General features: G+C 59.2%; 18 protein-coding genes. 10 read left to right on the top strand and 8 right to left on the bottom strand.

The features are described 5' to 3' along the window. Positions 1 to 20: 20 nt before the first annotated feature. The 6 genes from PHQ58_RS15025 to PHQ58_RS15000 are packed head-to-tail and all read right to left on the bottom strand — an operon-like array spanning position 21 to position 8,100. Complete coding sequence (locus PHQ58_RS15025; protein ID WP_300112258.1) at positions 21 to 929, bottom strand: pseudouridine synthase; 909 nt, start codon at positions 927 to 929, stop codon at positions 21 to 23. Continuing rightward, positions 916 to 1,683, bottom strand: a complete 768-nt coding sequence (gene trmB / locus PHQ58_RS15020) for a tRNA (guanosine(46)-N7)-methyltransferase TrmB (protein WP_300112324.1) — start codon at positions 1,681 to 1,683, stop codon at positions 916 to 918. The genes PHQ58_RS15025 and trmB overlap by 14 nt, the downstream gene beginning before the upstream one ends. Positions 1,684 to 1,730: 47 nt before the next feature. Continuing rightward, positions 1,731 to 4,949 carry an EAL domain-containing protein gene (locus PHQ58_RS15015; RefSeq protein ID WP_300112256.1) on the bottom strand — a complete coding sequence of 1,073 codons (3,219 nt, stop codon included), beginning with the start codon at positions 4,947 to 4,949 and terminating at the stop codon, positions 1,731 to 1,733. A gap of 51 nt (positions 4,950 to 5,000) precedes the next feature. Beyond that, positions 5,001 to 6,035: a tRNA glutamyl-Q(34) synthetase GluQRS gene (gene gluQRS, locus PHQ58_RS15010; RefSeq protein WP_300112254.1), complete on the bottom strand. Its 1,035-nt coding sequence runs from the start codon at positions 6,033 to 6,035 to the stop codon at positions 5,001 to 5,003. 21 nt (positions 6,036 to 6,056) lie between these two features. Then, a complete protein-coding gene (locus PHQ58_RS15005; RefSeq protein ID WP_300112252.1) occupies positions 6,057 to 7,112 on the bottom strand; it encodes an NAD(P)/FAD-dependent oxidoreductase in 1,056 nt (351 codons plus the stop codon). A 49-nt stretch (positions 7,113 to 7,161) separates the two neighbouring features. Then, entirely contained in the window at positions 7,162 to 8,100 is a 939-nt protein-coding gene (locus tag PHQ58_RS15000) for a LysR family transcriptional regulator (RefSeq protein WP_300112250.1), read from the bottom strand. Positions 8,101 to 8,214: 114 nt separating this feature from the next. Here PHQ58_RS15000 and PHQ58_RS14995 point away from each other — a divergent pair, with 114 nt between their 5' ends. Together PHQ58_RS14995 and PHQ58_RS14990 are read left to right on the top strand one after the other, a co-directional pair. Beyond that, positions 8,215 to 8,916 (top strand): pirin family protein, encoded by a 702-nt coding sequence (locus tag PHQ58_RS14995; RefSeq protein WP_300112249.1) that lies wholly within the window; start codon positions 8,215 to 8,217, stop codon positions 8,914 to 8,916. 41 nt (positions 8,917 to 8,957) lie between these two features. After that, positions 8,958 to 9,512: a flavodoxin family protein gene (locus PHQ58_RS14990; RefSeq protein ID WP_300112247.1), complete on the top strand. Its 555-nt coding sequence runs from the start codon at positions 8,958 to 8,960 to the stop codon at positions 9,510 to 9,512. Between the two features lie 21 nt (positions 9,513 to 9,533). On the opposite strand, the gene PHQ58_RS14985 is transcribed toward PHQ58_RS14990, so the two are convergent. Then, positions 9,534 to 10,565, bottom strand: a complete 1,032-nt coding sequence (locus tag PHQ58_RS14985; RefSeq protein ID WP_300112245.1) for a LacI family DNA-binding transcriptional regulator — start codon at positions 10,563 to 10,565, stop codon at positions 9,534 to 9,536. Between the two features lie 176 nt (positions 10,566 to 10,741). Here PHQ58_RS14985 and PHQ58_RS14980 point away from each other — a divergent pair, with 176 nt between their 5' ends. From PHQ58_RS14980 to PHQ58_RS14950, 7 genes are all read left to right on the top strand, one after another. Continuing rightward, on the top strand, positions 10,742 to 11,248 hold the full coding sequence (locus PHQ58_RS14980; RefSeq protein ID WP_300112243.1) for a gluconokinase: 507 nt from the start codon (positions 10,742 to 10,744) through the stop codon (positions 11,246 to 11,248). Continuing rightward, positions 11,245 to 11,757 (top strand): TRAP transporter small permease, encoded by a 513-nt coding sequence (locus tag PHQ58_RS14975; protein WP_300112242.1) that lies wholly within the window; start codon positions 11,245 to 11,247, stop codon positions 11,755 to 11,757. Before PHQ58_RS14980 ends, PHQ58_RS14975 begins: the two co-directional genes overlap by 4 nt. 5 nt (positions 11,758 to 11,762) lie before the next feature. Next, entirely contained in the window at positions 11,763 to 13,055 is a 1,293-nt protein-coding gene (locus tag PHQ58_RS14970) for a TRAP transporter large permease (RefSeq protein WP_300112241.1), read from the top strand. 51 nt (positions 13,056 to 13,106) lie between these two features. Continuing rightward, entirely contained in the window at positions 13,107 to 14,126 is a 1,020-nt protein-coding gene (locus PHQ58_RS14965) for a TRAP transporter substrate-binding protein (RefSeq protein WP_300112240.1), read from the top strand. A gap of 107 nt (positions 14,127 to 14,233) precedes the next feature. Beyond that, positions 14,234 to 16,168, top strand: coding sequence for a TonB-dependent siderophore receptor (locus PHQ58_RS14960; RefSeq protein ID WP_300112239.1), 1,935 nt, complete (start codon positions 14,234 to 14,236; stop codon positions 16,166 to 16,168). A 7-nt stretch (positions 16,169 to 16,175) separates the two neighbouring features. Next, complete coding sequence (locus PHQ58_RS14955; RefSeq protein ID WP_300112238.1) at positions 16,176 to 17,114, top strand: ABC transporter substrate binding protein; 939 nt, start codon at positions 16,176 to 16,178, stop codon at positions 17,112 to 17,114. Beyond that, a complete protein-coding gene (locus tag PHQ58_RS14950) occupies positions 17,111 to 19,072 on the top strand; it encodes an ATP-binding protein (RefSeq protein WP_300112237.1) in 1,962 nt (653 codons plus the stop codon). The genes PHQ58_RS14955 and PHQ58_RS14950 overlap by 4 nt, the downstream gene beginning before the upstream one ends. Here the strand turns inward: PHQ58_RS14950 and PHQ58_RS14945 are convergent. After that, positions 19,039 to 19,698, bottom strand: coding sequence for a response regulator transcription factor (locus PHQ58_RS14945; protein ID WP_300112236.1), 660 nt, complete (start codon positions 19,696 to 19,698; stop codon positions 19,039 to 19,041). The genes PHQ58_RS14950 and PHQ58_RS14945 overlap by 34 nt on opposite strands. 95 nt (positions 19,699 to 19,793) lie before the next feature. Here PHQ58_RS14945 and dnaE point away from each other — a divergent pair, with 95 nt between their 5' ends. After that, positions 19,794 to 23,357 (top strand): DNA polymerase III subunit alpha, encoded by a 3,564-nt coding sequence (gene dnaE / locus PHQ58_RS14940; RefSeq protein ID WP_300112235.1) that lies wholly within the window; start codon positions 19,794 to 19,796, stop codon positions 23,355 to 23,357. Positions 23,358 to 23,371: the final 14 nt, after the last annotated feature.

Genomic DNA, 23,371 nt, shown 5'->3' with positions numbered 1-23,371 from the left:
CAAGCCACGCAGCCCCGAGATCAGCAAAAGCTCAAAGCTCTGGCACTTGAAAACTGCCGGGCCTCGCCGCTCACCGGGTCCACAAACACCAGTTCTTTGGCCAGCAGCCGCAAGGGTTTGGTGTGGTCCATCTGCCCTTCGGGGGTGAGCGTGGGATAGAGCCCGTCGCCCTGCAACGGCAATCCCAGGCTCAGCATATGCACCCGCAATTGGTGCCGCTGCCCGGTGATGGGCTTGAGTTGGTAGCGGGCCAGGTTGCCGCGCACCTCCAGCACGTCAATGTGGGTGATGGCGTTGACCGGGCCAGGCACCTCGTGCTGCAGCATGAAGTGGCCGGCTTCCTTGATGCGGCTCTGACGCGTCAACGGAAACACCAGGTCATCGCGCCACGGGGCAATGGCTTCGTAGGTTTTACGCACGGCATGCTGGCTGAACAGCCCGCAATAGGCGGCACGCGTGGCGGGTTGTTTTGAAAACATCACCAGCCCGGCGGTGTCGCGGTCGATGCGGTGGATCGGCACCAGGTCATCCAGCCCCAGTTTCTTTTTCAGGCGCACCAGCACGGTTTCAGTCAAGTAGCCACCCGAGGGCACCACGGGCAAAAAGTGCGGCTTGTCGACCACGATCAGGTGGGCGTCTTCAAACAGCACCACTTCGTCAAACGGAATGGGTGCCTCAAAAGGCACCTCGCGGTAGTAGTAAATGCGTTGGTGGGCCGGGTAGGGCGGTTGGCTGGCGAGCTCTGGTGTGACAAGGCCGCCCTGTTCCCTGACCACATCACCGCGCGCCATGCGTTCCAGCCAGGTTTGGCGGCTGACATTGGGGAAGCGTTCTGTCAAAAAGTCCAGCAAAGTTGGCCACTGCCCGGCGGGCAAACCGACACAGCTGGGGCCAATGCCGTTGCGGGTGGGCGGCTTAAATCCGCTCAAACACCACGTCCCAAACGCCATGGCCTAGCTTGATGCCTCGATTTTCAAACTTGGTGAGTGGGCGGTAATGTGGCTTGGGTGCGTAGCCCAGCAACTCTGGGTGTTGTGCCAAAGCGGTGTTTTTCAGCAAGGGCTCGGCGCTGAGCACTTCAAGAATCTGCTCGGCGTAGGGCTGCCAGTCGGTGGCGCAATGCAGGTAGCCACCGACTTTCAGGCGCGCAGCCAGCTTGGCGATCAGCGGGGCTTGAATCAGGCGGCGCTTGTTGTGTTTCTTTTTGTGCCACGGGTCGGGGAAGAAAATGTGCACGCCGTCCAGGCAATGCTGCGGCAGCATGTGGTCAATGACCTCGACCGCGTCATGCGCGCAGATGCGGATGTTGTGCAGGTGTTGCTCGCCAATGCGTTTCAACAAGGCGCCCACGCCAGGCTCATGCACCTCGCAGCACAAGAAGTTGGTGTCAGGCAGCAGCGCTGCAATGTGCGCCGTGGCCTCGCCCATACCAAAGCCAATTTCTAGAACGGTGGGCCTGTTTTTTATATCATTTTGGCCTCTAGCCCTTTCCACGTCTGCGTAAGCAGCTGCAAAATCAAGAGTGATTGGCTGGTAGGGCAACAGATAGGTTGAGCCCAGCTCGGCAAACGCCTTGGTCTGGCCGGTGGTGACGCGGCCCGCGCGGCGCACAAAACTCTTGATGGTCTTGGGAAAGGCCACGTCTGCCAGCGTTTGCGGGCGAATGCGTGGGGTGCGCGCCAGTTCAGGGGCGGGGACAGGGGCGTTTGGGGGGGTGGTTTGGGTATCGTTCACGGGGCTGGATTGTAGAGATCATGCCGCCAGCCTGCCACCCAGGCGGGTAGCTGGCTGGCGGGCATCGGGCGGGCGATGCCGTAGCCCTGCGCCAGATCACAGCCAATCTGCAACAACAGCTTGCAATGCGCCGCAGTTTCTGCGCCTTCAGCGACAGCCCGGCGGCCAAAGGCCCGCGCCAGGCCCAACACACCTTCCACAATGGCCCGGTCCTCAGGGTCGTCTAGCATGTTGCGCACAAACGATTGGTCGATTTTGAGCACCTGTGCGGGCAGCCGCTTCAGGTAGGTGAGGCTGGAGTAACCGGTGCCAAAGTCATCGAGTGCAAAGGCAATCCCCATGCTGGCGCAAGCTCGCATCAGTTCAGCCACCGAGTCAAGTTCATCTAGCGCCGTGGTTTCCAGCACCTCAAGCTCCAAGTGGCCGTGCGGCACCATCGGGTGGGCGTCCAACTGGGTCTTGAGCTTTTTAACAAAATCAGGCTGCTGCAGGTGGTGCGCCGAAATATTGACGCTGACAGACAGGTTCAGCCCGACCTTTGCCCAGTCTTCCAGTTGCTGGAGCGCAGTTTCAATGACCCATTCGCCCAGCTTCACGCTGATGGCGTGGCCTTCGATGTCGGGCAGAAACAAACCTGGTGCCAGCAGGCCCTGCTGCGGATGCTGCCAACGGATCAGTGCTTCGGTGCCAACCACCACGCCGGTGCGCAGGTTGACCTGGGGTTGGTAATAGAGCACAAACTCCTGATCAGCCAGCGCCTGGTGAACGCGCTCCAGGGTTTCGTTGCGCACGCGCTGGCTGCGGTCATGCACGGCATCAAACAGGTGGTAGCGGTTTTTCCCCGCCAGTTTGGCGCTGTACATGGCCTGGTCGGCCTGGCGCAGCAACTGGTCGGCGTCAGTGTCGTCGGCCTGCTGAAAAAAGCTCACGCCAATGCTGGCCGAGACGCTCAGGCTTTGGCCGTCCACCACCACTGGGTGTGCGGCCACTTCCAGCAATCGGGTGATGAGTTTCAAGCTGCCGTGCACGTCTTGCAGGTCAACAAACACAGCCACGAATTCGTCACCGCCCATGCGGGCCATGGTGTCTCCCTCGCGCATCATGGCTTTGAACTGGGTCGCCAGGGCCTGAAGCAACCTGTCACCGGTGGTGTGTCCGTAGCGGTCATTGATGGCCTTGAAGCCGTCCAGATCCAGATAAGCCACCGCCAGTAGTCGCCCATGGCGTTTGCTCTGCGCCATGGCTTGGCGCATGCGGTCGGCCAACAGCACCCGGTTGGCCAGGCCGGTGAGCTGGTCGTAATGGGCGATGCGTTCCAGGTAATGCTGGTGTTCTTTCTGGAAACTGATGTCTGCAAAGCTGCCCACCACGCGCAGCGGCTGGCCTTGCGCATCGCGTTCCACCACGCGCCCGCGGTCCTGCACCCAAATGACTTTGCCGTCCTTGCGCAGCAGGCGGTGCTCGGAGCGGTAGTTGGCGCTGGTGCCAGCCATCAGGTCACCGATGCGCAAGTTGACTGTCTCGCGGTCTTCAGGGTGGACAAGCGCCATGAAGTCTTCAAGGGTTCCCGGTACGCCATCCTCCGGATACATCAGCGTTTCATACCATTGCCGGTTGTGCAAAACCTTCCCGGTGGGCACGTGCCAGTCCCAGATGCCTTCGCGGGTGATTTCCATGACTTGCTGCAGCCGCTGTTCGCTCTCGGCCACCTGGCGCTGCGCCCGGATCACGTCCGTGATGTCTTGCGCCAGGATCAGAATCTGGTTTTGGTCATCGGTGTTTTTGAATGGTTTTTTGATGGAGCGGTAGTGGCGAATCTCACCCGTAGCGGCATCTCGGCTGTCTTCAAACACCACCTGGGTTTCACCCTTGGCCATGATGTCCAGCACGTTTTCCCGGAAGAATTCTGCCAACGCCTGCGGTACGCCAAAGTCACCGTCATGCTTGCCGACCATGGCTTCGGGTGTGGTGCCATATAACTTGGCCACCGCACGGTTGCCCAGCAGGAAATCGCCCTTCTGGTCTTTCAGAATCAGCGGATCGGGAATTTCATTGATGATGGTGTACAAAAATGCCTCATTGGCGCGCAGGGCGTGCTCCGCTTTCTTGCGCTCTGCTATGCCGATGTCAATGCAATACATTTCCGGCTCGCCGCTGCTGCTTTTGAGCATGACGTGACTGGAATACACCTCGACTGGCGAGCCATCCGCGCCTTGCAAAACCAGTTCTGCCGAAGGAATCGCTGGGCCTCCCTGCACCCAGGCGCTGACAAAGCCGATGACAGCTTCGCGCATGGGCTCGGGGATGATCAGCTCTTCAAGTCGACGCCCCAGCGCTTGCTCACGCGTGTAGCCATAGATCGTTTCGCTGGCCCGGTTCCAGAAGATCACCCGGCGGTTTTTATCGTAGCCCTGCACTGATATCGCCGGAAGATCCTCAAAAATGGTTTTAAAGCGGTGTTCGCTTTCCGTCAGCGCGTCTTGGGCACGTTTGAGGTCGGTGATGTCACGGGCAATGCCAAACAGTCCGATGAGCTTGCCCTCGGCGTCGGCAATTGGGTACTTGCGGTTGTCCACCCAGCCGGTGTGGCCGTCGTTGGCCACGTAGCCCTGGATCTCCTGTGCAACCGGCTGGCCAGCGAAAACCTGTTTTTCTAGTCGGTAATAAATGTCAGCGTATGCCTCAGGAAACACGTCGTAATCGGTCTGGCCGATCAGGTCGGTCCAGTGCTTTGTGGGCGAGGTGATGCTGACCAGGGTCTGGCTGGCACCGGTGAAGACGTGGTTGCGGTCCTTGAAGTAGATGAAGTCGTCGGTGTTCTCCATCATGGCCACAAAACTGGGCGTCAGCACCACGGGGTTGTGCTGATACAAGTACCGTGCATCGGTCAATTGAAGGTTCAGCGTGGGTTCGGGTTGCGTACCAGTCTTGGTGTCGGTTTGCAGTGTGTAGCGGCCCAGTACGCAGCGAATTCGGCCATCCTGGTGGCGAATTCGGATGTTGAAACTGCCGGTGGCGGGCGACAGCGTGGGCGACCAAAGCCACGTGATGATGTCTTGGTCATCAGGGTGAACCAAATCGGGCCACTTGACCGCACCGCAGAGAAACTGCGCCGCGGTGTAGCCCAACAAATCTTGCGTTGATTGACTGGCTGAAACCACGCGGGGTATGCCCTGGCGCGTGAAGCACATGGTGACTTCGGCTGGTTTTATCATTTTGGTCTTCCCTTCAACGAATTATGGAGGGAGACCAGCGATTTGAAAAGACTAAAGCGGATTGCCCTGGTACAGGGTTTTCCATTGAGTGATCCAGGTCAACAGCGCTTGCGGCACCGTGCTGGTGCACGCGTCCAGCCCCAGTGCTTTGGCGGCGGCATTCAGGGTGGCCAGCGGTGTGTTGGTATTGACCGCCTGAGCCCCATTTTGTTTGCTGAGTTTCTCGCCGTTGTCGCCAAACACCAGCGGCGTGTGCAGGTAGCGCGGCGTGGGCAGCTGCAGGGCGTGTTGCAGCAAAATTTGGCGGGCGGTGTTGTCGGCCAGATCTTCACCGCGCACCACGTCGGTGATGCCTTGGGCGCCATCGTCTGCCACCACCGCTAATTGGTAGGCGAAACAACCGTCGGCGCGTTTCAGGATGAAGTCGCCCACCTCGGCCTCTACGTCTTGTTGTTGTGGCCCCAGGCGGCGATCTGTCCAGCGCAAGCTTGGTAATTTAATAGCTATTGAATTTGTAGCTGCCTGCGCATTATTTATAAGGGGTACAGGGTGATTTGTTATAAATAAATCAGTGCGAAAGCGCCAGGCACGTGCAGTGCGTCCGTGCAAGCCATCCCGGCAGGTTCCGGGGTAAATCAGTTCGCCGTGGCGCGGTTTGCCTTGGCCGCTGTGTTGCAGCGCCAGTTCGATGTCGCGGCGCGAGCAGGCGCACGGGTAGGCGTGGCCGCTGGCAACCAGCCGGTCCAATGCCTGTTGGTAGAGGGTTGAGCGTTGTGATTGGTAGATGGGTGGCTGGTCGCTGTGCAGGCCGCAGGCTGCAAGTTGTTGCAGGATGACCTGGTCCAGGCCAGGCAGGCAGCGCGTGGTGTCCACGTCTTCAATGCGCACCAGCCACTGGCCGCCATGGGCTTTGGCGTCCAGCCAGCTGGCCAGTGCCGCCACCAGCGAGCCGGCGTGCAGCGGCCCGGTGGGTGACGGTGCAAAGCGGCCGATGTAACGCGATGCGTGTGGTGCGGTCACGGGTGTGTTGGCCGTTTGGGCATGGTGACAAATTTGGCCCGAATCCTGAGAGGTCACGCCGGACATGATCCGGCGTTCATGACGGCATTACAGCGCGGTCAGTGCCAGCTCCAGCCCCGACACAAAGGCGTCTTCCACGCGGTGGCCGATGCACCAGTCGCCACACACGCCCAGGCGCTTCTTGGCATCCCACAAATGGCTGGTGCCCAACGGCTGCACGGTTTTGGCATACAGCCAGCGCTGGCTGTCCACATGCGCGGGTTCGGCGCGAATGCCGGTGACTTCAGAGAACGCCTTGATCAGCTTGGCCTCGGCGCGTGCCGGGTCGTCTTGAATGTGCTCTTGTGACCAGGCGGCGCTGGCCTGCACGGTCCAGCGTTCAATCGGGTCGCGACCAGGTTTGCTGGACTCGCGCGCCAGCCAGGCAATGCGGTGGTGTGTGCTGCGAGCGGCGTTCCACTGTGGGCCCAGCGCCGACAGGCCGGGTTGCATGGCCTGCGGAAAAGCCAGCATCAGCGTCCAGCATGGCGCTACCTTGACCTTCTCAAGTTGTTTAACCCAAGGGGCGGCTTGTTTGGAGGTTTGCAGCAGGCTTTGCGCCTGGGCGTGGGGAATGGCCAGCAGCACACCATCAAACCCCGAGAACACATGTTGGGCGCCGTCCAGGCCTTCGGTGCGCAGTTGCCATTGTTTTGATTGGAGCGCATCGGCCTCAATCTGCATCACGCGGGTTTGCATCTCAATGCTGCCGGCTGCCTTGAGGGGCTCGGCCCAGCCCGCTACCAGTGCTTTCATGCCGGGTACGCCAACCCAATGGGCGTCGTGGTTGGCTAGGCCGGGGGCTGCCACGTGGCCGAGCTCGTCGAGCACTTGCACGGTGTTGGCGCTCCAACGCTTGCAGAGATTGGGTGTGGTTTCCAGGGCTTGCAGAAAACGCGGGTCGCGTGCGGTGAAGTATTGGACGCCGTGGTCAAACGTGCCAAAGGCGCTGTCGCGGGTGGACATGCGCCCACCCAGGCCCCGGCTTTTCTCAAAGATGGTGACGCGGTGACCGGCCTGGACCAGGGTGCGGGCGCAAGTGATGCCGGCCATGCCAGCGCCGATAACGGCAAAGTGTTGGGGTGCGCGTGGGGTTGTGCTCATTTTTTTCTCCAGTAAATCAAGGTGTAAATCTGTGTGTATGTAGGCGACTTTACACGCCTCGGTGGCGCTCAAGCAAAGCGCTGCGTGTGGTGGGGCTCTCCAGTTGGGCCAACCACCATTGCAAGGCCCGGCCCTGCGTGGTGCTGTTGGCGGTGCGCCAGGCGTAGTTCACGGCCACTGAGCGCGCGGGGTGTTGCGTGGTTTTTACGACCAGGCGGCCGCTGGCAATGAAGGGCCCAGCCATACAAACCGGCACCGAGCCACAGCCCAGACCGCGTAACTGGGCATCAAGCTTGTCGTGCATGGTGGCCACGGTGAACACGTCTTGCCCGCCCAGCAGGCCAATCGAGACCCCACGCCCACGGCTGATGGTGTCCGCGACGGCCACAGCGCGGTGTGCGCGCATCAGTTCATCGGTGAGCGGCTCGGGTGCGTTGGCCAGTGGGTGATGCGGAGCCACGGCGTAAACAAACCGCACGTCGCCCAGTGGTTTGGCCTGCAGGGTGTTGGTGGGAATCATGTCCGCCACGCCCAGGGCCAGGTCAGCCTGGCCGCTGGCCAGGGCTTCCAGCGTGCCGGACAAGGTTTCGTCACGCAGGCGAATGCGCGTGGGCGGGTCTTGCGCCAGAAAACTGTCGCACAGCTCCATCACTGTGGCTTTGGCGATGATGCTGTCCACGGCAATGGTGAACTGCGGCTCCCACCCGGTGGCCACACGTTTCACGCGGTTTGCCACGGCGTCCAGGTCTTCCAGCAGGCGCTCGGCCTCGCGCAGCAACTCCAGGCCGGCCTCAGTGGGTTTGGCTTGGCGCGAGCTGCGGTCAAACAGCAGTACGTCAAGTGCGTCTTCCATTTGCCGCACCCGGTAAGTCAAGGCGCTGGCCACTAGCCCCAGACTGCGCGCGGCAGCCGCAAAACTTCCGGTGCGGTTGATGGTTTGCAGCATGGCGAGGGCGTCTGGGGTCAAGACATGACGTGCGGTTTGCATGATTCGTGCATTTTTGTTCAAACAGATTGAATGATGCCATCAAATAGGCTGTGTCGTTCGGGTGCGTGAGAGGGCTAAAGTTCAGGCTACAAAAACGTTCGTAAAGGAGCTTGCATGTTGACCCTCAGACACTCACAGGAACGCGGCTTTGCTGACCACGGCTGGCTCAAGTCGTTTCACAGTTTTTCGTTCGCTGGTTATTACGACCCGGACCACATGGGCTGGGGTAATTTGCGTGTGATCAATGAAGACTGGATTGCGCCAGCTAAAGGCTTTGGCACACACGGTCACCGCGACATGGAGATCGTCACCTATGTGCTGCAGGGCTCTCTGGCGCACAAGGACAGCATGGGCAACATCAAGGCGATTCCACCAGGCGATGTGCAACGCATGAGCGCGGGTACCGGGGTGCAGCACAGCGAGTTCAACCACGCGCCCAATGACACCACGCACCTGTTGCAAATCTGGATTGAGCCCAATGTGATGGGTGTGCAGCCGAGCTACGAACAAACCACATTTCCCGAGTCTGCCAAAGAGGGGCGTTTGTGCCTAGTGGCTTCACCCGACAGTGCGCAAGGCTCGGTGAAAATCCACGCCGATGCGCGCCTGTATGCCGGGTTGTTTGAAGCAGGGCAAGCGGCTAATCTTGCTTTGGCGGCGGGCCGCAAAGCCTATGTGCATTTGGTGCGCGGCGCATTGAAGGTCAACGGTGTGGCGCTGCAAACGGGTGATGCGGCCATGCTGGCAGACGAGAGCCAGGTCGTGCTGACCGAGGGCGAAGGTGCTGAAGTGCTGGTGTTTGATTTGTGCGCTTGACGTACATCTGAATTTTTATTTATTCACAAGGAGTTCTCAAAATGGCAAAAGTAGCAGTTGTTTTTCATTCAGGTTATGGCCACACCCTGCGCATGGCGCAATCGGTGGCTGACGGTGCTGATGCCGATTTGGTCACCATCGATGGTGACGGCAATGTGTCGGATGACGGTTGGGCCACGCTCAATGCGGCCGACGCCATCATCATGGGCAGCCCCACCTACATGGGTTCGGTGAGCTGGCAGTTCAAGAAATTTGCCGATGCCACCAGCAAGCCCTGGTTCAGCCAGGCCTGGAAAGACAAGGTGTTTGCCGGCTTCACCAACAGCGCCACCATGAACGGCGACAAGCTCTCAACCCTGCATTACCTGTTCACCCTGGCCATGCAGCAGGGTGGCATTTGGGTGGGCACGGCATTGATGCCGGCCAACAGCAAGGCAGCCCAGCGCAACGACATCAACTACGTGGGCTCGTTCAGCGGGGCCATGGCTCAGTCGCCGTCTGACTCATCCCCTGCAGAAATGTTGCCCGGCGACCTGGAAACCGCGCGCCTGTTTGGCCAGCGGGTGGCTGCGGTTGCCGCCAAGTTCAAGGACTGATACCCGACGGGTAGCAGTTGCTCAGGTGCTCTCTCGCACCATCAATTGGTACCCTAGATCAAGGCACGGCGAGGCAATGGCTTCGCCATTGATCAGCGACAGCAACATGGCGGTTGCAGCGCTGCCCATCTCGGCGCGAGGGGTGCGCACGGTGGTCAGGGCCGGCAACATCTGATCGCTGCCGGTGAGGTCGTTGAAGCCGGCCACTGCAACCCGTTGCGGTACCTGCAGCCCCATTCGCAGCGCCGCCAGCAGCGCCCCTTGTGCCAAGTCATCGTTGCAGAAAAAAATGGCATCTGTTGTGGGCCGAGCCGCCATGATGGCCTTGAACATGTCGCCGCCAAGCGCCATGGATGACGGCGCTGGGTCAAGCCATTCCAGCGACGCATCAAAGAGGCCTGCCCGGGTGAGTTCACGGCGCCAACCCGCCAGGCGTTGCAGGGTTCGCGGGTCGAGTTGTGCTGCGGCAAACACAATGCGTTTGCGGCCGCGTTGCAGCAAGTGCCGGGTCATGTCGGCGCCAGCGTCGGTTTGCGAAAACCCCACGCTGAAAATGCCCTCGGTTTTTTCGGCCTCCATCAGGTGAACACACGGCACGCCGCTTTGGGCCATCAGCTTGCGGCTGGCATCGTTTTGTTCCACACCGGTGAGAAGCAGCCCGGCCGGCCGATGCTGTAGCAACTCTCGCAGCAGGTTTTCTTCCTCGCTCGGGTCGTAATGGGTCACGCCCATCAGCATCTGGTAACCCGATGGTCGCAGCGTGCGCTGAACTGCCTCAAGCAAGTCGACAAACAGTGCGTTGGACAGCATGGGCACCAGCACCACCACCTGCGCGCTGTGCCGCGAGGCCAGGGCACGTGCCGCCGGATCAGGCACGTAGCCCAGCTCCTGGGCGGCCGCCTGCACACGCGCCACCAGCAGCGCGTCCACGGCGCGTTCACCTCGCAGGGCCCGCGACACGGTGATGGGGCTGACCCCCGCCACCCGCGCGACATCTGCGAGGGTGATGCGGCCAGTGGCCCTTGGACGTGACTGTCGAGGTGTGTTGGACATAGGGTAAATACTGAGATGGTGTGTGTTGCCGTGATGTAGGATAGCGCTATCCAGAGCTGCATGCTTGAAAAGCCAAGTTTAATTTTCAGGTACTTCAGGCGGTTGGCCGAAATTCGTGATGACCTTTTGAAGGTCTTTTATTTGACTTAATTGGATAGCGCTATCCCGAGCATGAAATGAAAAATTCTGTGGTGATCATGGGTGTTGCTGGTTGCGGTAAATCGAGTCTGGGCGTGGCGGTCGCCAAGGCTCAGCACTTACCATTGGTTGAGGGCGATGACTTCCACAGCCCGGCCAGTCGGCAAAAAATGAGCCAGGGCATTGCATTGACTGACGTTGACCGCGCAGGCTGGCTTGATGCCCTGTGTGCCCAGTTGCAAACCCATCCTGAAGGTGTCGTCATCACCTGTTCAGCCCTCAAAAAAGTTTACCGGGACCGTTTGCGTCAGGCGGCGCCAGCCCTGCGTTTTGCCTTTCTTGACATCGGCCGGGATGACGCGCAAGCCCGGGTACAAGCCCGTGCCAACGCACACTTTTTCGCGACCACACTGGTAGACAGCCAGTTCGCCACCCTGGAAACACCCGTTGGCGAGGCGGGTGTGTTGCGTCTGGATGCGATGGCTTCGCCTTTAGAACTGCAAGCACAGGTGTCAGCCTGGCTGCAAACCAAGGACCCGGAATGAACACTGAATTGCCCCCAAAAGTGCCAGAAAGCAAGCTCAAGCGCCTGGCCAGCAGCCTGATGGCGATTTGCCTGGGTGCCATGGCCTTGTCGGTCTTCGTCAACGTCGTTTTGCGCTACGGTTTTGGCAGTGGCATCGCGGCCAGCGAAGAGCTCTCACGGCTGCTGTTTGTCTGGATGGTGTTCATTGGCGCCACCGCCGCTTACCCGGCCGGCGAACACATGGCGTTCACCAGTTTTGTGGCCTTGCTTCAGAAGCGCCCACACCTGATGACCGCTGCCACGGTGCTGATCCGTTTGCTGGTGCTCACGGCCTGCGGGCTACTGGGCTGGGGTGCCTGGCAACAAATTTTGGTGGGACTGAACAGCCACTCGGTGGTGTTGGGTTACCCCATTGCGCTGTTGCCTTTGCCCGCATTTTTGTGCGCCTGCGGCATTGGCCTCATGGCGCTGATTGAACTTATTCAACACAAGCCGCTGCATCTGGGTCACAGCGCGCAACCGGAGTAAAGACGATGTCAAGTGAAGGTCTGGCGTTTTTGGTGTTCATTGGCGGCATGCTGTCGCTGATTGGTCTGGGCCTCAACATGGGGCTGGCGCTGGTGTTGACGGGGGCCGGCATGGCCTGGGTGTTGGACTTTTGGGACACGCAGTTGCTGGCGCAAAACCTGGTGGCGGGCGTGGACAGTTTTGCGCTGTTGGCGGTGCCGTTTTTTATTTTGGCTGGTGAGTTGATGAACGCCGGCGGTATCAGCCAGCGCATCATCACCATGGCGCAGGCCTGGGTCGGGCACATTCGTGGCGGCCTGGGTTTTGTGGCGATTGGCGCAGCGGTGCTGATGGCCAGCATGAGCGGCTCGGCGCTGGCCGACACCGCTGCGCTGGCGACCATTTTGCTGCCCATGATGCGCAAGCAGGGCTACCCCATGCACACCTCGGCGGGCTTGATTGGCGCAGGAGGCATCATTGCGCCCATCATTCCACCGAGCATGCCGTTCATCATTTACGGTGTCACCACCAACACCTCTATCTCATTGCTGTTTCTGTCGGGCATCGTGCCCGGGCTCATCATGGGTGTGGGGCTGATCATTGCCTGGAAGCTGGTGTTGCGCGACCTGAATCTGCCTAAGGGCGAGCCCCTTCCCATGAAAGATCGGTTTGCCGCCACGCTCAAGGCGTTCTGGGCCTTGCTGATGCCCATCATCATCATTGGCGGCATGAAGTCCGGCGTGTTCACACCAACAGAGGCGGCAGTAGTGGCAGCGTTTTACGCCCTGGTGATCTCGCTGTTTGTGCACCGCGAGATGAAAATTGTGCAGATCTATGACGTGTTGGTGCGGGCTGCCCGGACGACCGCCATCGTGATGTTTCTATGCGCTGGCGCGCAAGTGGCCAGCTACATGGTGACGCTGGCCGACCTGCCCAATGTGTTGACGGCATGGCTGGGTCCCTTGGTGGAAAGCCCCAAATTGTTGATGACGGTGATGATGATTGTGCTGATCATGGTCGGCACCTCACTGGACCTGACCCCCACCATCCTCATCTTCGCCCCGGTGATGCTGCCGATTGCCGTCAAGGCAGGCATTGACCCGGTGTACTTCGGCCTGATGTTCATCTTGAATGGTTCCATTGGGCTAATCACGCCACCGGTGGGCACTGTGCTTAACGTGGTGGCCAGCGTGGGGCGCATGCCGCTACATCAAGTGATCAAGGGTGTTAGCCCGTTCTTGATCACTTATGTGCTGATCTTGTTCCTGTTTGTGTTGTTTCCGCAGATCGTGACCGCGCCGGTGGCGTGGATGCGCTGATATTCCTTGTCCGTTTCCCCCTTGTTCATTTTCTAACCCTGGAGATATTTCATGACTTTTCTTCGCAGAACCCTCATTGCTGTAGCCAGCGCCGCTGTGCTCAGCGCTTCTTTTTCAGCCCTGGCGCAAGACATTAAACCGCGCCTGATTCGCTTTGGTTATGGCCTTAACGAGCAAAGCAACCAGGGCCGCGCAGCCAAGGTGTTTGCCGACGAAGTGGCTCGGCTCTCGGGCGGCAAGATGAAGGTGCGCGCCATTGGTGCCGCCGCACTTGGCCCGGACAACCAGATGCAGCAGGCCCTGATTGGCGGCGCGCAGGAGATGATGGTCGGATCCACCGCCACGTTGGTCGGAATCTCCAAAGAAATGGCGCTTTGGGACACGCCTTTCTTGATCAGCAACACCAAAGAAGCCGACGCCTTGTTGGACGGCCCGATTGGCGACAGGATTCGGGACAAGTTGCAAGACAAGGGCTTGGTGGGCCTGGCCTATTGGGAAAATGGCTTTCGTAACCTGACCAACAGCAAACGCGCCATCACCAAAATGGAAGACATGAACGGCATCAAGCTGCGCGTGATGCAAAACAACGTGTTCCTGACCAGTTTTCAAACCCTCGGCGCCAACGCTATTCCGATGGCGTTCTCTGAACTCTTCAGCGCGCTTGAAACCAAGACGGTTGATGGCCAGGAAAACCCCTTTAACACCATTTTGTCGAGCAAGTTTTACGAAGTGCAAAAGTACATGACGGTGACCAACCACGTGTACAGCCCCTGGATCGTCACGGTCAGCAAGAAATACTGGGACCAACTCTCCAAGGACGAGCAAAAGGTGCTGAGCGATGCCGCCAAGACCAGCCGTGACTTTGAGCGCAAGGACACCCGCGCCGAAGCCTCCAAAGCCATGGCTGACCTGAAGGCCAAAGGCATGCAGATCAATGAACTGTCGCCCGCTGAAGCTGCCCGCATGCGTGACAAGTTGACCAAGGTTTACGCCATGGTTGCTGCCGATGTGGGCATGGAGCTGTGGAACGATGCCCAGAAAGAACTGGTCAAAATTCGCGCAAGCAAGTAAGCATTTGCGGGTGGCAAGGTCTCAACAACGCGGGAGGTGATCTGGGCGCGATCAGATAAAGTGCAAAATGGCAGGCATCAATTCACAAAATTTACGTCTGCCAATTCATGACCCGCCCCCTGATTTTTTTGACCCTCGTTGCCTGTGCCAGCACCGCATCTGCACAGACCGCCATCGAGGTGTCTGAAAAAGATTTTCTCGATGAGATGCCGGTGGTGCTGTCGGTTTCCAGGCTGCCGCAGCGTCTGGATGAGACCCCGGGCGCCGTCACCGTGCTGGATCGTGACTTTATTCGGCGTAGCGGCGCACGAGACCTGGCCGACCTGCTGCGGCTGGTGCCGGGGTTCCAGAGCAGCGCCTCATTTTATTCAGGGGCCCCGCTGGCCAGTTACCACGGCACGTTTGATGCTTTTTCCAACCGCATGCAGGTGCTGGTGGATGGTCGCTCAGTTTATTCCCCCTACTTTATTGGCAGCGTAGGCCCGGGTTTGCAGACCGTGGCGCTGCAAGACATTGACCGCATTGAAATTTTGCGCGGCTCCAATTCAGCTGCGTACGGCGCACGGGCATTTTTGGGGGTGGTCAACATCGTGACGCAGCCAACGTCTGAGACGCTGGGAGCGCAAGGCACGCTCACGGTGGGTCAGAATGGTGTGCGGGATGCACAGGCCAGGCTGGGTTGGGGCAACGATGAGGCCACTTACCGGATCACGGTTGATCAGCGTGCGGATGACGGGTTGGCCGGGTCGAACGGCAATAACCAGGTGGACCGTTTTAATTTCAGGTCAGATTTCTTTACCAACGCGGGCGATGAGGTGCAATTGCGATTGGGGAACCTGGTGATTGACTCGGGCAAGGGATTGCCCGGAAACATTGACAACCCGTTGCGCAACAGCCAATTTGATTCCAATTATCTGCAGGCCGACTGGAGACGCAGCCTGAGTCCGGATGAGGACCTGGCTGCCAGTTGGTCTCACGCGCAGGAAAACTATAAGGACGAGTTTCCCTATTCACTGCGAAGATTTGGCATCAATGACACCTACATGGTCTCAGGCGCCGGCAAGGCCAGCAGCGACACCTTGTCTTTGCAGCACACGTTTCGCGCCGGCCAAGCGACACGTGTGGTGTGGGGTGGGGAGTTTCGCCATGAGACGATCACATCAGCTGCCTTGTATGCCACTGAGGCCGACTTTGTGACTGATTTCACGCGGTTGTTTGGCAATGTGGAGTGGCGGGCCCGGCCCTCAGTGGTGATTAACGCTGGTGCCATGGCCGAAAAAAGCAGTGTGACGGGTGAAACGGTGTCGCCGCGATTGATGGCCAATTGGCACCTTGCGCCAGGGCATACCCTGCGCGCTGGGGTATCCAAAGCCTATCGTCCACCCAGCACCTACGAGAAATTTGCCAACGTGCGCTATGTCTGGAATGGCCTGTTGTTTGGCGTCAACACGCTGGCAAGTGGCAACGTGGTGCCCGAGAGTGTGGTGGCCAATGAGCTCGGTTACCTGGGCGAATTCCCGCGATGGGGTGGGAGTCTGGACGTGCGCGTATACCGCGAGAAGGTCAATGGGTTCATTCGACAGCTCAATGCCACCACGCCGCGCGACTACACCAACGATGAAGACTTCGCTATTCAGGGCTGGGAATACCAGCTGAAATGGCGGCCGTGGGAAGGGGCCCAATTTATTCTCAACCAAGCGTATACCGACATCGGCGCAGCCGAATCCATCTATGGCAACGGTACCGTGTTCGCTGCACCCAAGCGCTCCAGCGCGCTGGTTTATTTTCAGAAATTTTCCAATGGCCTGGATTTCAGCCTGAGCCATCAGGACAGTGGCACAGCCACGTTGGCCGGCGCCGGTTATCACAGCCGGCAGGCTTTTACCCGCACCGATGTGCGCCTGGGTTGGCCGCTACGCTGGGGCGTCCATGCGGGTGAACTGGCCGTTACGGTGCAAAACCTCGGGTCACCGTATCAGGACTATTACCTTGGTCATAACTTTCAGCGGCGCGCCTTTGTGACCGTTCGTCTGGACAAATAGACCCGGCATGGTGATACGCCTGCGTTCGCTCCTGCTCAGTTTGAGCTTGTGGCTACTGGCATCGTTATCGCAGGCGGAGGTGCGGGTGGTGATCGTCAGCAGTGACAGCACCGCCGCTTACATGGAAGCCGCGCAGACGTTGATTGATGGGCTAGTCAATTCGGGTGTGTCACCCTATGACATCCGCCGTCTGAGCTTGCTTGAGTGGGCGGCACGCCCTGCACAAACCGTGGCGCCGCGTATTTATGTGGCACTGGGTAGCCAGGCGACGGCTGCACTGGCCGCCAGCAAAGTGTCGGCCCCGGTGTTGGCGACACTGCTGCCACGCAGCAGTTTTGAGCGGGTGCTGCGCAGTAGCGGGCGCAAGGCATCGGCCGAATTCACGGCCGTTTACCTGGACCAATCTTTACAGCGCCAACTCACCATGATTCGCTTGGCTTTGCCGCAAGCTAAACACCTGGGTGTGCTTTGGGGGCCAGATTCGTGGCCCAAGGCACCGGCTTTGCGCAGCTTGGCTGACGCCAATGGGTTGTCCCTGAATGAAGCCGGGCTGGAGGGCAACTTCAATGTGTTTCCCGACTTGCAACAGGTACTCAATGGTTGTGACGTGTTTTTGGCGTTGGCTGACCCACTGGTGTTCAACAGCAGCAGCATTCAGAATATTTTGCTCACCACCTTCAGGGCAGGTGTGCCGGTGGTGGCGTTTTCGCCGGCCTATGTGCGTGCCGGGGCCTTGTTGGCTTTGCACGCAACACCTGTTCAGGTGGGTAGGCAGGCTGCTACTTTTGTAGTGTCTGCCCTGCGCGGCCAGTTGCTGCCCGAGCAGCCAGTGGAATCCAATGATTTTGAGGTTAGCGTGAACGAACATGTGGCAAGAGCCTTGGGCCTGTCACTCGATGCCAAAGCCTTGCGCCTGACGTTGCGCCGCCTGGAGCACCTGCCATGAGGCGCCTGGACATACGGTCACGCATGTTGCTGGCGGCGCTGTTGCCGGTGATCTTGGTGAGCATGGTGCTGGCGGTGGTGTTTTTGCTGGCGCGCTTTGACGACATGCAGGAGTCTTACCAGCAACGCACCCGTTCGGTGGCGCGCCAGCTGGCGTTGGCCAGCGAATATGGTTTGTTTTCAGGCAATCAGACCCAGTTGCAATCTGTGGTGCGCGGGGCGTTGCGTGAGCCTGATGTGCGCTGGGTGGCCATTCTGGATGCTTATGGCCAGGTTCTGGCCAGCGCCGGTGATGACGTCGGCTCGCACCTGCTGGCTTATGGTGCTGGGGAAGCGCAGGCTTTTGATGCACCAAGGCGCCTGGACATCCTGGGACAACCCGTGTTTGCCAGCGGTATCAAGCTCGATGATTTGTATGAAGAAAGCCGCTCACGCCCCGACGGCATGCCGGCGCAACTGGGCCAGGTGGTGGTGAAGTTTTCGCGCCAGGGTGTGGACGCGCGCAAGCAAGGCATGTTGTTGCTGGGGGGCTTGGTGAGCCTGCTGGGGATTATTTTTGGTGTGGTTCTGGCGGCAGGACTGAGCCGCGGCGTGATTCGCCCGATTCTGCGGGTGACCCATTTGATCGAGCGTATTGGTCGCGGTGATTTTTCTGTGGCCGCTGAAGTCCGAAACGATGCGTCCCATCGTGGTGACCCGCTGCGCGATCTGCAAATCAACCTGCTCAAAATGGCTGAACGTCTGAGCCATGCGCGGGAAGACCTTGAGCAGCAGATCAGCACCGCCACGCAAGCCCTGCGTGAGAAAAAAGAAGAGGCAGAGCAAGCCACGCAGGCCAAATCGCGCTTTTTGGCAGCGGCAAGTCATGATTTGCGGCAACCCACCCATGCCCTGGGCATGTTTGTGAGTCGTTTGGCGCAGTTGCCACATGACGGACAGACGCGCCAATTGATTGGACACCTGGAAGCCTCGGTGCGGGCCATGCAAAACCTGTTGGATGGCCTGCTGGACATTTCAAGGCTTGAAGCGCAGGCGGTGCAGGTGAAGGTTGGCCCCTTTGCGCTGTCTGGCTTGTTGGCGCAACTGCGGCATGACTTGACCCAGACCGCACTGGACAAAGGGCTGCGTTTGCGCATTCGCGACAGTTCGGTGTGGGTACTCAGCGATGCCACCTTGCTTTACCGTATTTTGCTCAACCTAGCAGGTAACGCCCTGCGCTACACCGACCACGGCGGGGTGCTGGTGGCTTGCCGGCTGATTCATGGCGGCACACAACTGCAAATTCAGGTGTGGGACAGCGGCATCGGCATTGCACCGGAGCACCAGCAAGACGTGTTCAAGGAGTTTTACCAGGTTGGCAACGCCGCCCGCGACCGCAACAAAGGTCTGGGGCTGGGCTTGAGCATCGTGCAGCGCACGGCAGATTTGTTGCACCACGCTTTGAGTCTGGCATCGCGCCCTGGCATGGGCACTCGTTTTGAACTGACCTTGCCGGTGGTACAACCGACAGACGTGGTCTCTGATGCAGCGAGTCCAGAGCGGGCACAAGGCGATGATTTGCAGGGCGCTGAGGTCCTGGTGATTGAAGACGATGCCTTGGTGCGCTCTGCGCTGGCGGGGTTGCTGGGTGGCTGGGGTGTACGCGTCTACGAAGCGCAAGGCCTGGCCGATGCCCAGCAATGGCTATATGACGGACTGAAACCCGGGGTGATTTTGAGCGATTACCGCCTGCAGGACGGCCAGACTGGCATTGCCGTGGTGCAGCTGTTGCAGGCCCAGTTGCCGCACACGGTGCCGGTTTGCATGATGAGCGGCGACACCGATGCAACGCTGATGGCCAACGCCAAGGCTGCGGGCCTGATCTTGTTACATAAGCCGGTGCGCCCAGCCAAGCTGCGCAATTTACTGCGCCACTTGTTGGCGGGTCAGCCGGGCGATGACGTAGAAGACTTGCGATAGCCCCAGCGAGCCGCCTCGGTGGCGGCCTGGGTGCGCGTTTTGGCGTTCAGTATCCGCATGATGTTGGTGACGTGGGTTTTGATGGTTTCATCCCCCACAAACAGCTGGGCGCCAATTTCCCGATTGGTGCAGCCGTCCAGCAGCAGTTGCAGCACTTCAAGTTGACGTGGGCTAAAAACCGGGGGCTGGCGGCTGGTGGATAACGCATCTGTCTCCAGACCAGGGAACGCCGCCAGACTGGTAGGCACATAAATTTCGCCATCAAGCACACGCCGCAGGGCGCCAAGCAGTTCATCGCTCAAGCCTGACTTGGTGATGAAACCTGCCGCCCCTTGGGCCAGTGCCTGCTGCATGATGCTGGGGTTGGCCGAGCCAGACAAGATCACCACAGGAAGTTCAGGGTGGGTTTTGCCAAGAATAGCCAGGGCTGCAAGCCCATTCATGTCGGGCAAATGGTAGTCGAGCAACACCAGTTCAAGGTCTGGGTGAGCCTGTGCCAGGACAAAGGCGTGGGCACAATCGGGTGCTTGCAGCACCTCGGTAGGCTGGGCTGGGTCAAGGCCCTTGAGCACCTGACACAAGCCTTCGCGCACCAGCGCATGATCGTCCACCACGAGAATCTTCAAGATAGCTGCCTTGGGGTCTTCTTACAATTGAACAGATGACAGCACTGGTCTTGTTTTTGAGTGCCAGACTGCTTTTTTCATCATACTTTACGCACATGTTCGTTCACTTACGCCTGCACACTGAATTTTCCGTTATCGACGGCACCACCCGCATTGATGAGGTGGTCAAAGCCGCGGCCTTTGACAGCCAGCCGGCCCTGGCGATTACTGACCTGAGCAATATGTTTGGGGCCATCAAGTTCTACAAGGAAGGGCGTAAGCGAGGCGTCAAACCCATCATTGGCGCTGAGGTCTGGCTGGAAGGGTTGGGTAAAGAGTTAGGACAACTGTCTCGCGTGCTGCTGCTGGTGCAAAGCCATCAGGGATATTTGAACCTGTCGGAGTTGCTGGCACGGGCCTGGACGCAAAACGGTGGCAAAGCGCAGGCGACGGTGACGCTGGCTTGGCTGACCGAACTCAACGCAGGCTTGATTTGCCTCTCGGGGGCGCAAGCAGGGCCGGTTGGGCAGGCCCTGTTGCAGGGCGACGACGCGCGGGCGCTGGACGCTGCCTTACAGCTCTCTGGCGTGTTCCCGCATCGGTTTTATCTGGAATTGCAGCGCGCCGGCCGCCCTGATGACGAGGCGCAGGTGGCCGCCGCCGTGCAACTGGCGCAGCGCATGCAACTGCCGGTGGTGGCCACTCACCCAGTGCAGTTTTTGGCGCCTGAAGACTTTGAAGCCCATGAGGCCCGCGTGTGTATTGCCGAGGGCGAGTTATTGGCCAACCCGCGCCGCGTGCGCCGTTTCACGCGTGACCAGTATTTCAAAACCGTGGCAGAGATGCAGGCCTTGTTTGCTGATGTGCCGTCAAGTTTGGCCAACAGCGTTGAAATTGCCAAGCGTTGTAATTTGAGCCTGGTGCTGGGCAAGCCGCAGCTGCCAGACTTTCCGATTCCGCCGGTTGATGGCGTGGTGATGCAGGCGAATGATTACTTTCGTTATGCCTCGCACGAAGGCCTGAAAGAGCGCATGGCGCATCTGTACCCCGACCCGGTGCAGCGCGAAGCCGAGATGCCGCGCTACCTGGAACGGCTCGAATTTGAGCTGGTGACGATTTTGGGCATGGGTTTTCCGGGCTACTTTTTGATCGTGGGCGACTTCATCAACTGGGCCAAAAACAACGGCTGCCCGGTGGGGCCGGGGCGCGGCTCAGGCGCCGGCTCGCTGGTGGCCTATGCCTTGAAGATCACCGATCTTGACCCCCTGCAATACAACCTGCTGTTTGAGCGTTTTTTGAACCCTGAGCGGGTCTCCATGCCCGACTTTGACATTGACTTTTGCCAGGGCAACCGCGACCGCGTCATTGACTATGTCAAGGATAAATACGGCAAAAATGCGGTGAGCCAGATCGCCACGTTTGGCACCATGGCGGCACGCGCAGCGATTCGCGATGTGGGCCGGGTGCTCGACATGAGCTACACCTTTTGTGACGGCATCAGCAAGCTCATTCCCAACAAGCCTGGCGTGGCTGTGACCTTGCAGTTGCCACCTGCAGACCGGAAAAAAGACGATAAATTGGTTTACGCCGTTGAGGCTGAGCCGATATTGGCCGAGCGCGAGGCCAAGGAAGAAGATGTCCGCACACTACTTGAGCTCGCCCGCAAGCTCGAAGGCATGACCCGCAACATTGGCATGCATGCAGGCGGCGTGCTGATTGCACCGGGCAAACTGACCGACTTTTGTCCGCTGTACCAGCAACCCGGCAGTGACTCTGCGGTAAGCCAGTACGACAAGAACGATGTGGAGTCGGTCGGGCTGGTCAAGTTTGACTTTTTGGGCCTGGCCACGCTGACCATTCTGGAAATTGCGCGCGAATTCATCATCAAACGCCATCCCGGCCAGGAAAACTTTGCCTTTGAGAGCCTGCCGCTGGACGACAAGGGAACCTACAAGCTGTTTCAGGACGGCAAGACCGAGGCCGTGTTCCAGTTTGAATCGCGCGGCATGCAGGGCATGTTGCGTGATGCCAAACCCACGCGCCTGGAAGACCTGATTGCCCTGAACGCCTTGTACCGCCCGGGCCCCATGGACCTGATTCCGAGTTTTGTGGCGCGTAAGCACGGCCGTGAGGTGGTGGAGTACCCGCACCCGCTGGTGGCCAACATGCTCTCGGAGACCTACGGCATCATGGTCTACCAGGAGCAGGTGATGCAGACCGCGCAGATTCTGGGCGGCTACTCATTGGGTGGTGCCGACATGCTGCGCCGCGCCATGGGCAAGAAAGACGCTGACGAGATGGCTCGGCACCGCCAGATTTTTCGCGATGGCGCGTTAAAGAACGACATCAATCAGGACAAGGCCGACGAAATCTTTGACTTGATGGAGAAGTTTGCTGGCTATGGCTTCAACAAGAGCCACGCCGCTGCTTACTCGCTGCTGGCGTACCACACCGCCTGGCTCAAGGTGCATTACACCGCTGAGTTTTTCTGCGCCAACATGACGGTGGAAATGGATGACACCGACAAGCTGAAGGTCTTGCTGGAAGACGCCATCAAAATGGGCTTGACCTTTGAGGCACCCGACGTGAACCGCGGCGTGAGCCGCTTCGAGCCGGTCTCAGACAAGGTGATTCGTTATGGCCTGAGCGCCGTGAAAGGCAGCGGCCAGCAAGCCATTGAAGCCATTGTGGCCGCGCGAGAGGGGCGCGGCGTGGGGCCAAACGGCGATAAGGTGGGCCCATTCAAGAGTCTTTTTGACTTTTGCGCACGGGTGGACCGCGGCCGCATCAACAAGCGCACCGTTGAGGCTCTGATCAAAGCTGGCGCCTTTGATGCCATTGAGCTCAACCGCGCCAGCCTGATGGCCAGTGTCGACTTGGCCTTTGAGTTTGGCGCCGCGACCCTGGCCAATGCCAACCAGTGCAGCTTGTTTGACATGGGTGGTGACGATGACCATGGCTCCAGCACGCAAGAGCCCGACTTGGTGCAGGCCACACCCTGGGGTGTGAAAGAACGGCTGGTGTACGAAAAAACCGCTGTCGGGTTTTACCTGTCAGGCCATTTGTTTGACGAAGTGGTGACCGAAGTGCGGCGCTTTGCCAAGAGGCCAATCACGGACCTGATTGACACCCGCGAGCCACAGCTGCTGGCTGGCATCATCACCGACTTTCGCGTCATCAACGGCCAGCGCGGCAAACTGGCCTTGTTCAAGCTGGATGACAAAACTGGTGTGATTGAAGCCCGTGCCGATGAGGCGCTGCTCACAGCACATAAAGACCTGCTCAAAGACGATGAACTGGTGATTGTCATGGGCAAACAGCAGCCCGATCGTTTCTCAGGTGGCATGCAATTGACGGTTCAGCAAATCTGGAACCTGGACCAAGCGCGCTGTCGCTTTGGCAAATACCTGCGCGTGACGGCCAGCACCGGGCCGCAGGGCTTGAAGCTGGACATGGCGCGGCTCTTGAGGGACTTTCCGGCGCAAAAAGAAGTCACCGAGCAAGGTGATTTGTGGCGTGGTTTGGGAGTGCGTTTGGCGCTGACCTGTGTCAGTGCGGAAGCTGCAGCCAGCGCTGAATTGCAATTGGATGAGCGCGCCAAGTTTTATCCAACCGATGCCGCACTGGCCAGCTGGTGGGCTCAGGCCGTACCCGGCAAGGCTGAAATTATTTATGAATAATTGGCCTCTAGACC

The sequence above is a fragment of the Rhodoferax sp. genome (assembly GCF_028688795.1).
In the GTDB taxonomy this organism is placed as follows: Bacteria; Pseudomonadota; Gammaproteobacteria; order Burkholderiales; family Burkholderiaceae_C; genus Rhodoferax.
This window is presented reverse-complemented; position numbering and strand designations above follow the sequence as displayed.

Coding starts and splice junctions, on each gene's coding strand:
- PHQ58_RS14960 (WP_300112239.1), top strand. CDS start 14,234: ATGACCCGCCCCCTGATTTTTTTGACCCTCGTTGCCTGTGCCAGCACC.
- PHQ58_RS14995 (WP_300112249.1), top strand. CDS start 8,215: ATGTTGACCCTCAGACACTCACAGGAACGCGGCTTTGCTGACCACGGC.
- gluQRS (WP_300112254.1), bottom strand. CDS start 6,035: ATGTCCGGCGTGACCTCTCAGGATTCGGGCCAAATTTGTCACCATGCC.
- PHQ58_RS15015 (WP_300112256.1), bottom strand. CDS start 4,949: ATGATAAAACCAGCCGAAGTCACCATGTGCTTCACGCGCCAGGGCATA.
- PHQ58_RS14965 (WP_300112240.1), top strand. CDS start 13,107: ATGACTTTTCTTCGCAGAACCCTCATTGCTGTAGCCAGCGCCGCTGTG.
- PHQ58_RS15005 (WP_300112252.1), bottom strand. CDS start 7,112: ATGAGCACAACCCCACGCGCACCCCAACACTTTGCCGTTATCGGCGCT.
- PHQ58_RS14985 (WP_300112245.1), bottom strand. CDS start 10,565: ATGTCCAACACACCTCGACAGTCACGTCCAAGGGCCACTGGCCGCATC.
- PHQ58_RS15000 (WP_300112250.1), bottom strand. CDS start 8,100: ATGCAAACCGCACGTCATGTCTTGACCCCAGACGCCCTCGCCATGCTG.
- PHQ58_RS14975 (WP_300112242.1), top strand. CDS start 11,245: ATGAACACTGAATTGCCCCCAAAAGTGCCAGAAAGCAAGCTCAAGCGC.
- PHQ58_RS14970 (WP_300112241.1), top strand. CDS start 11,763: ATGTCAAGTGAAGGTCTGGCGTTTTTGGTGTTCATTGGCGGCATGCTG.
- PHQ58_RS14980 (WP_300112243.1), top strand. CDS start 10,742: ATGAAAAATTCTGTGGTGATCATGGGTGTTGCTGGTTGCGGTAAATCG.
- PHQ58_RS14990 (WP_300112247.1), top strand. CDS start 8,958: ATGGCAAAAGTAGCAGTTGTTTTTCATTCAGGTTATGGCCACACCCTG.
- PHQ58_RS14950 (WP_300112237.1), top strand. CDS start 17,111: ATGAGGCGCCTGGACATACGGTCACGCATGTTGCTGGCGGCGCTGTTG.
- PHQ58_RS14955 (WP_300112238.1), top strand. CDS start 16,176: ATGGTGATACGCCTGCGTTCGCTCCTGCTCAGTTTGAGCTTGTGGCTA.
- dnaE (WP_300112235.1), top strand. CDS start 19,794: ATGTTCGTTCACTTACGCCTGCACACTGAATTTTCCGTTATCGACGGC.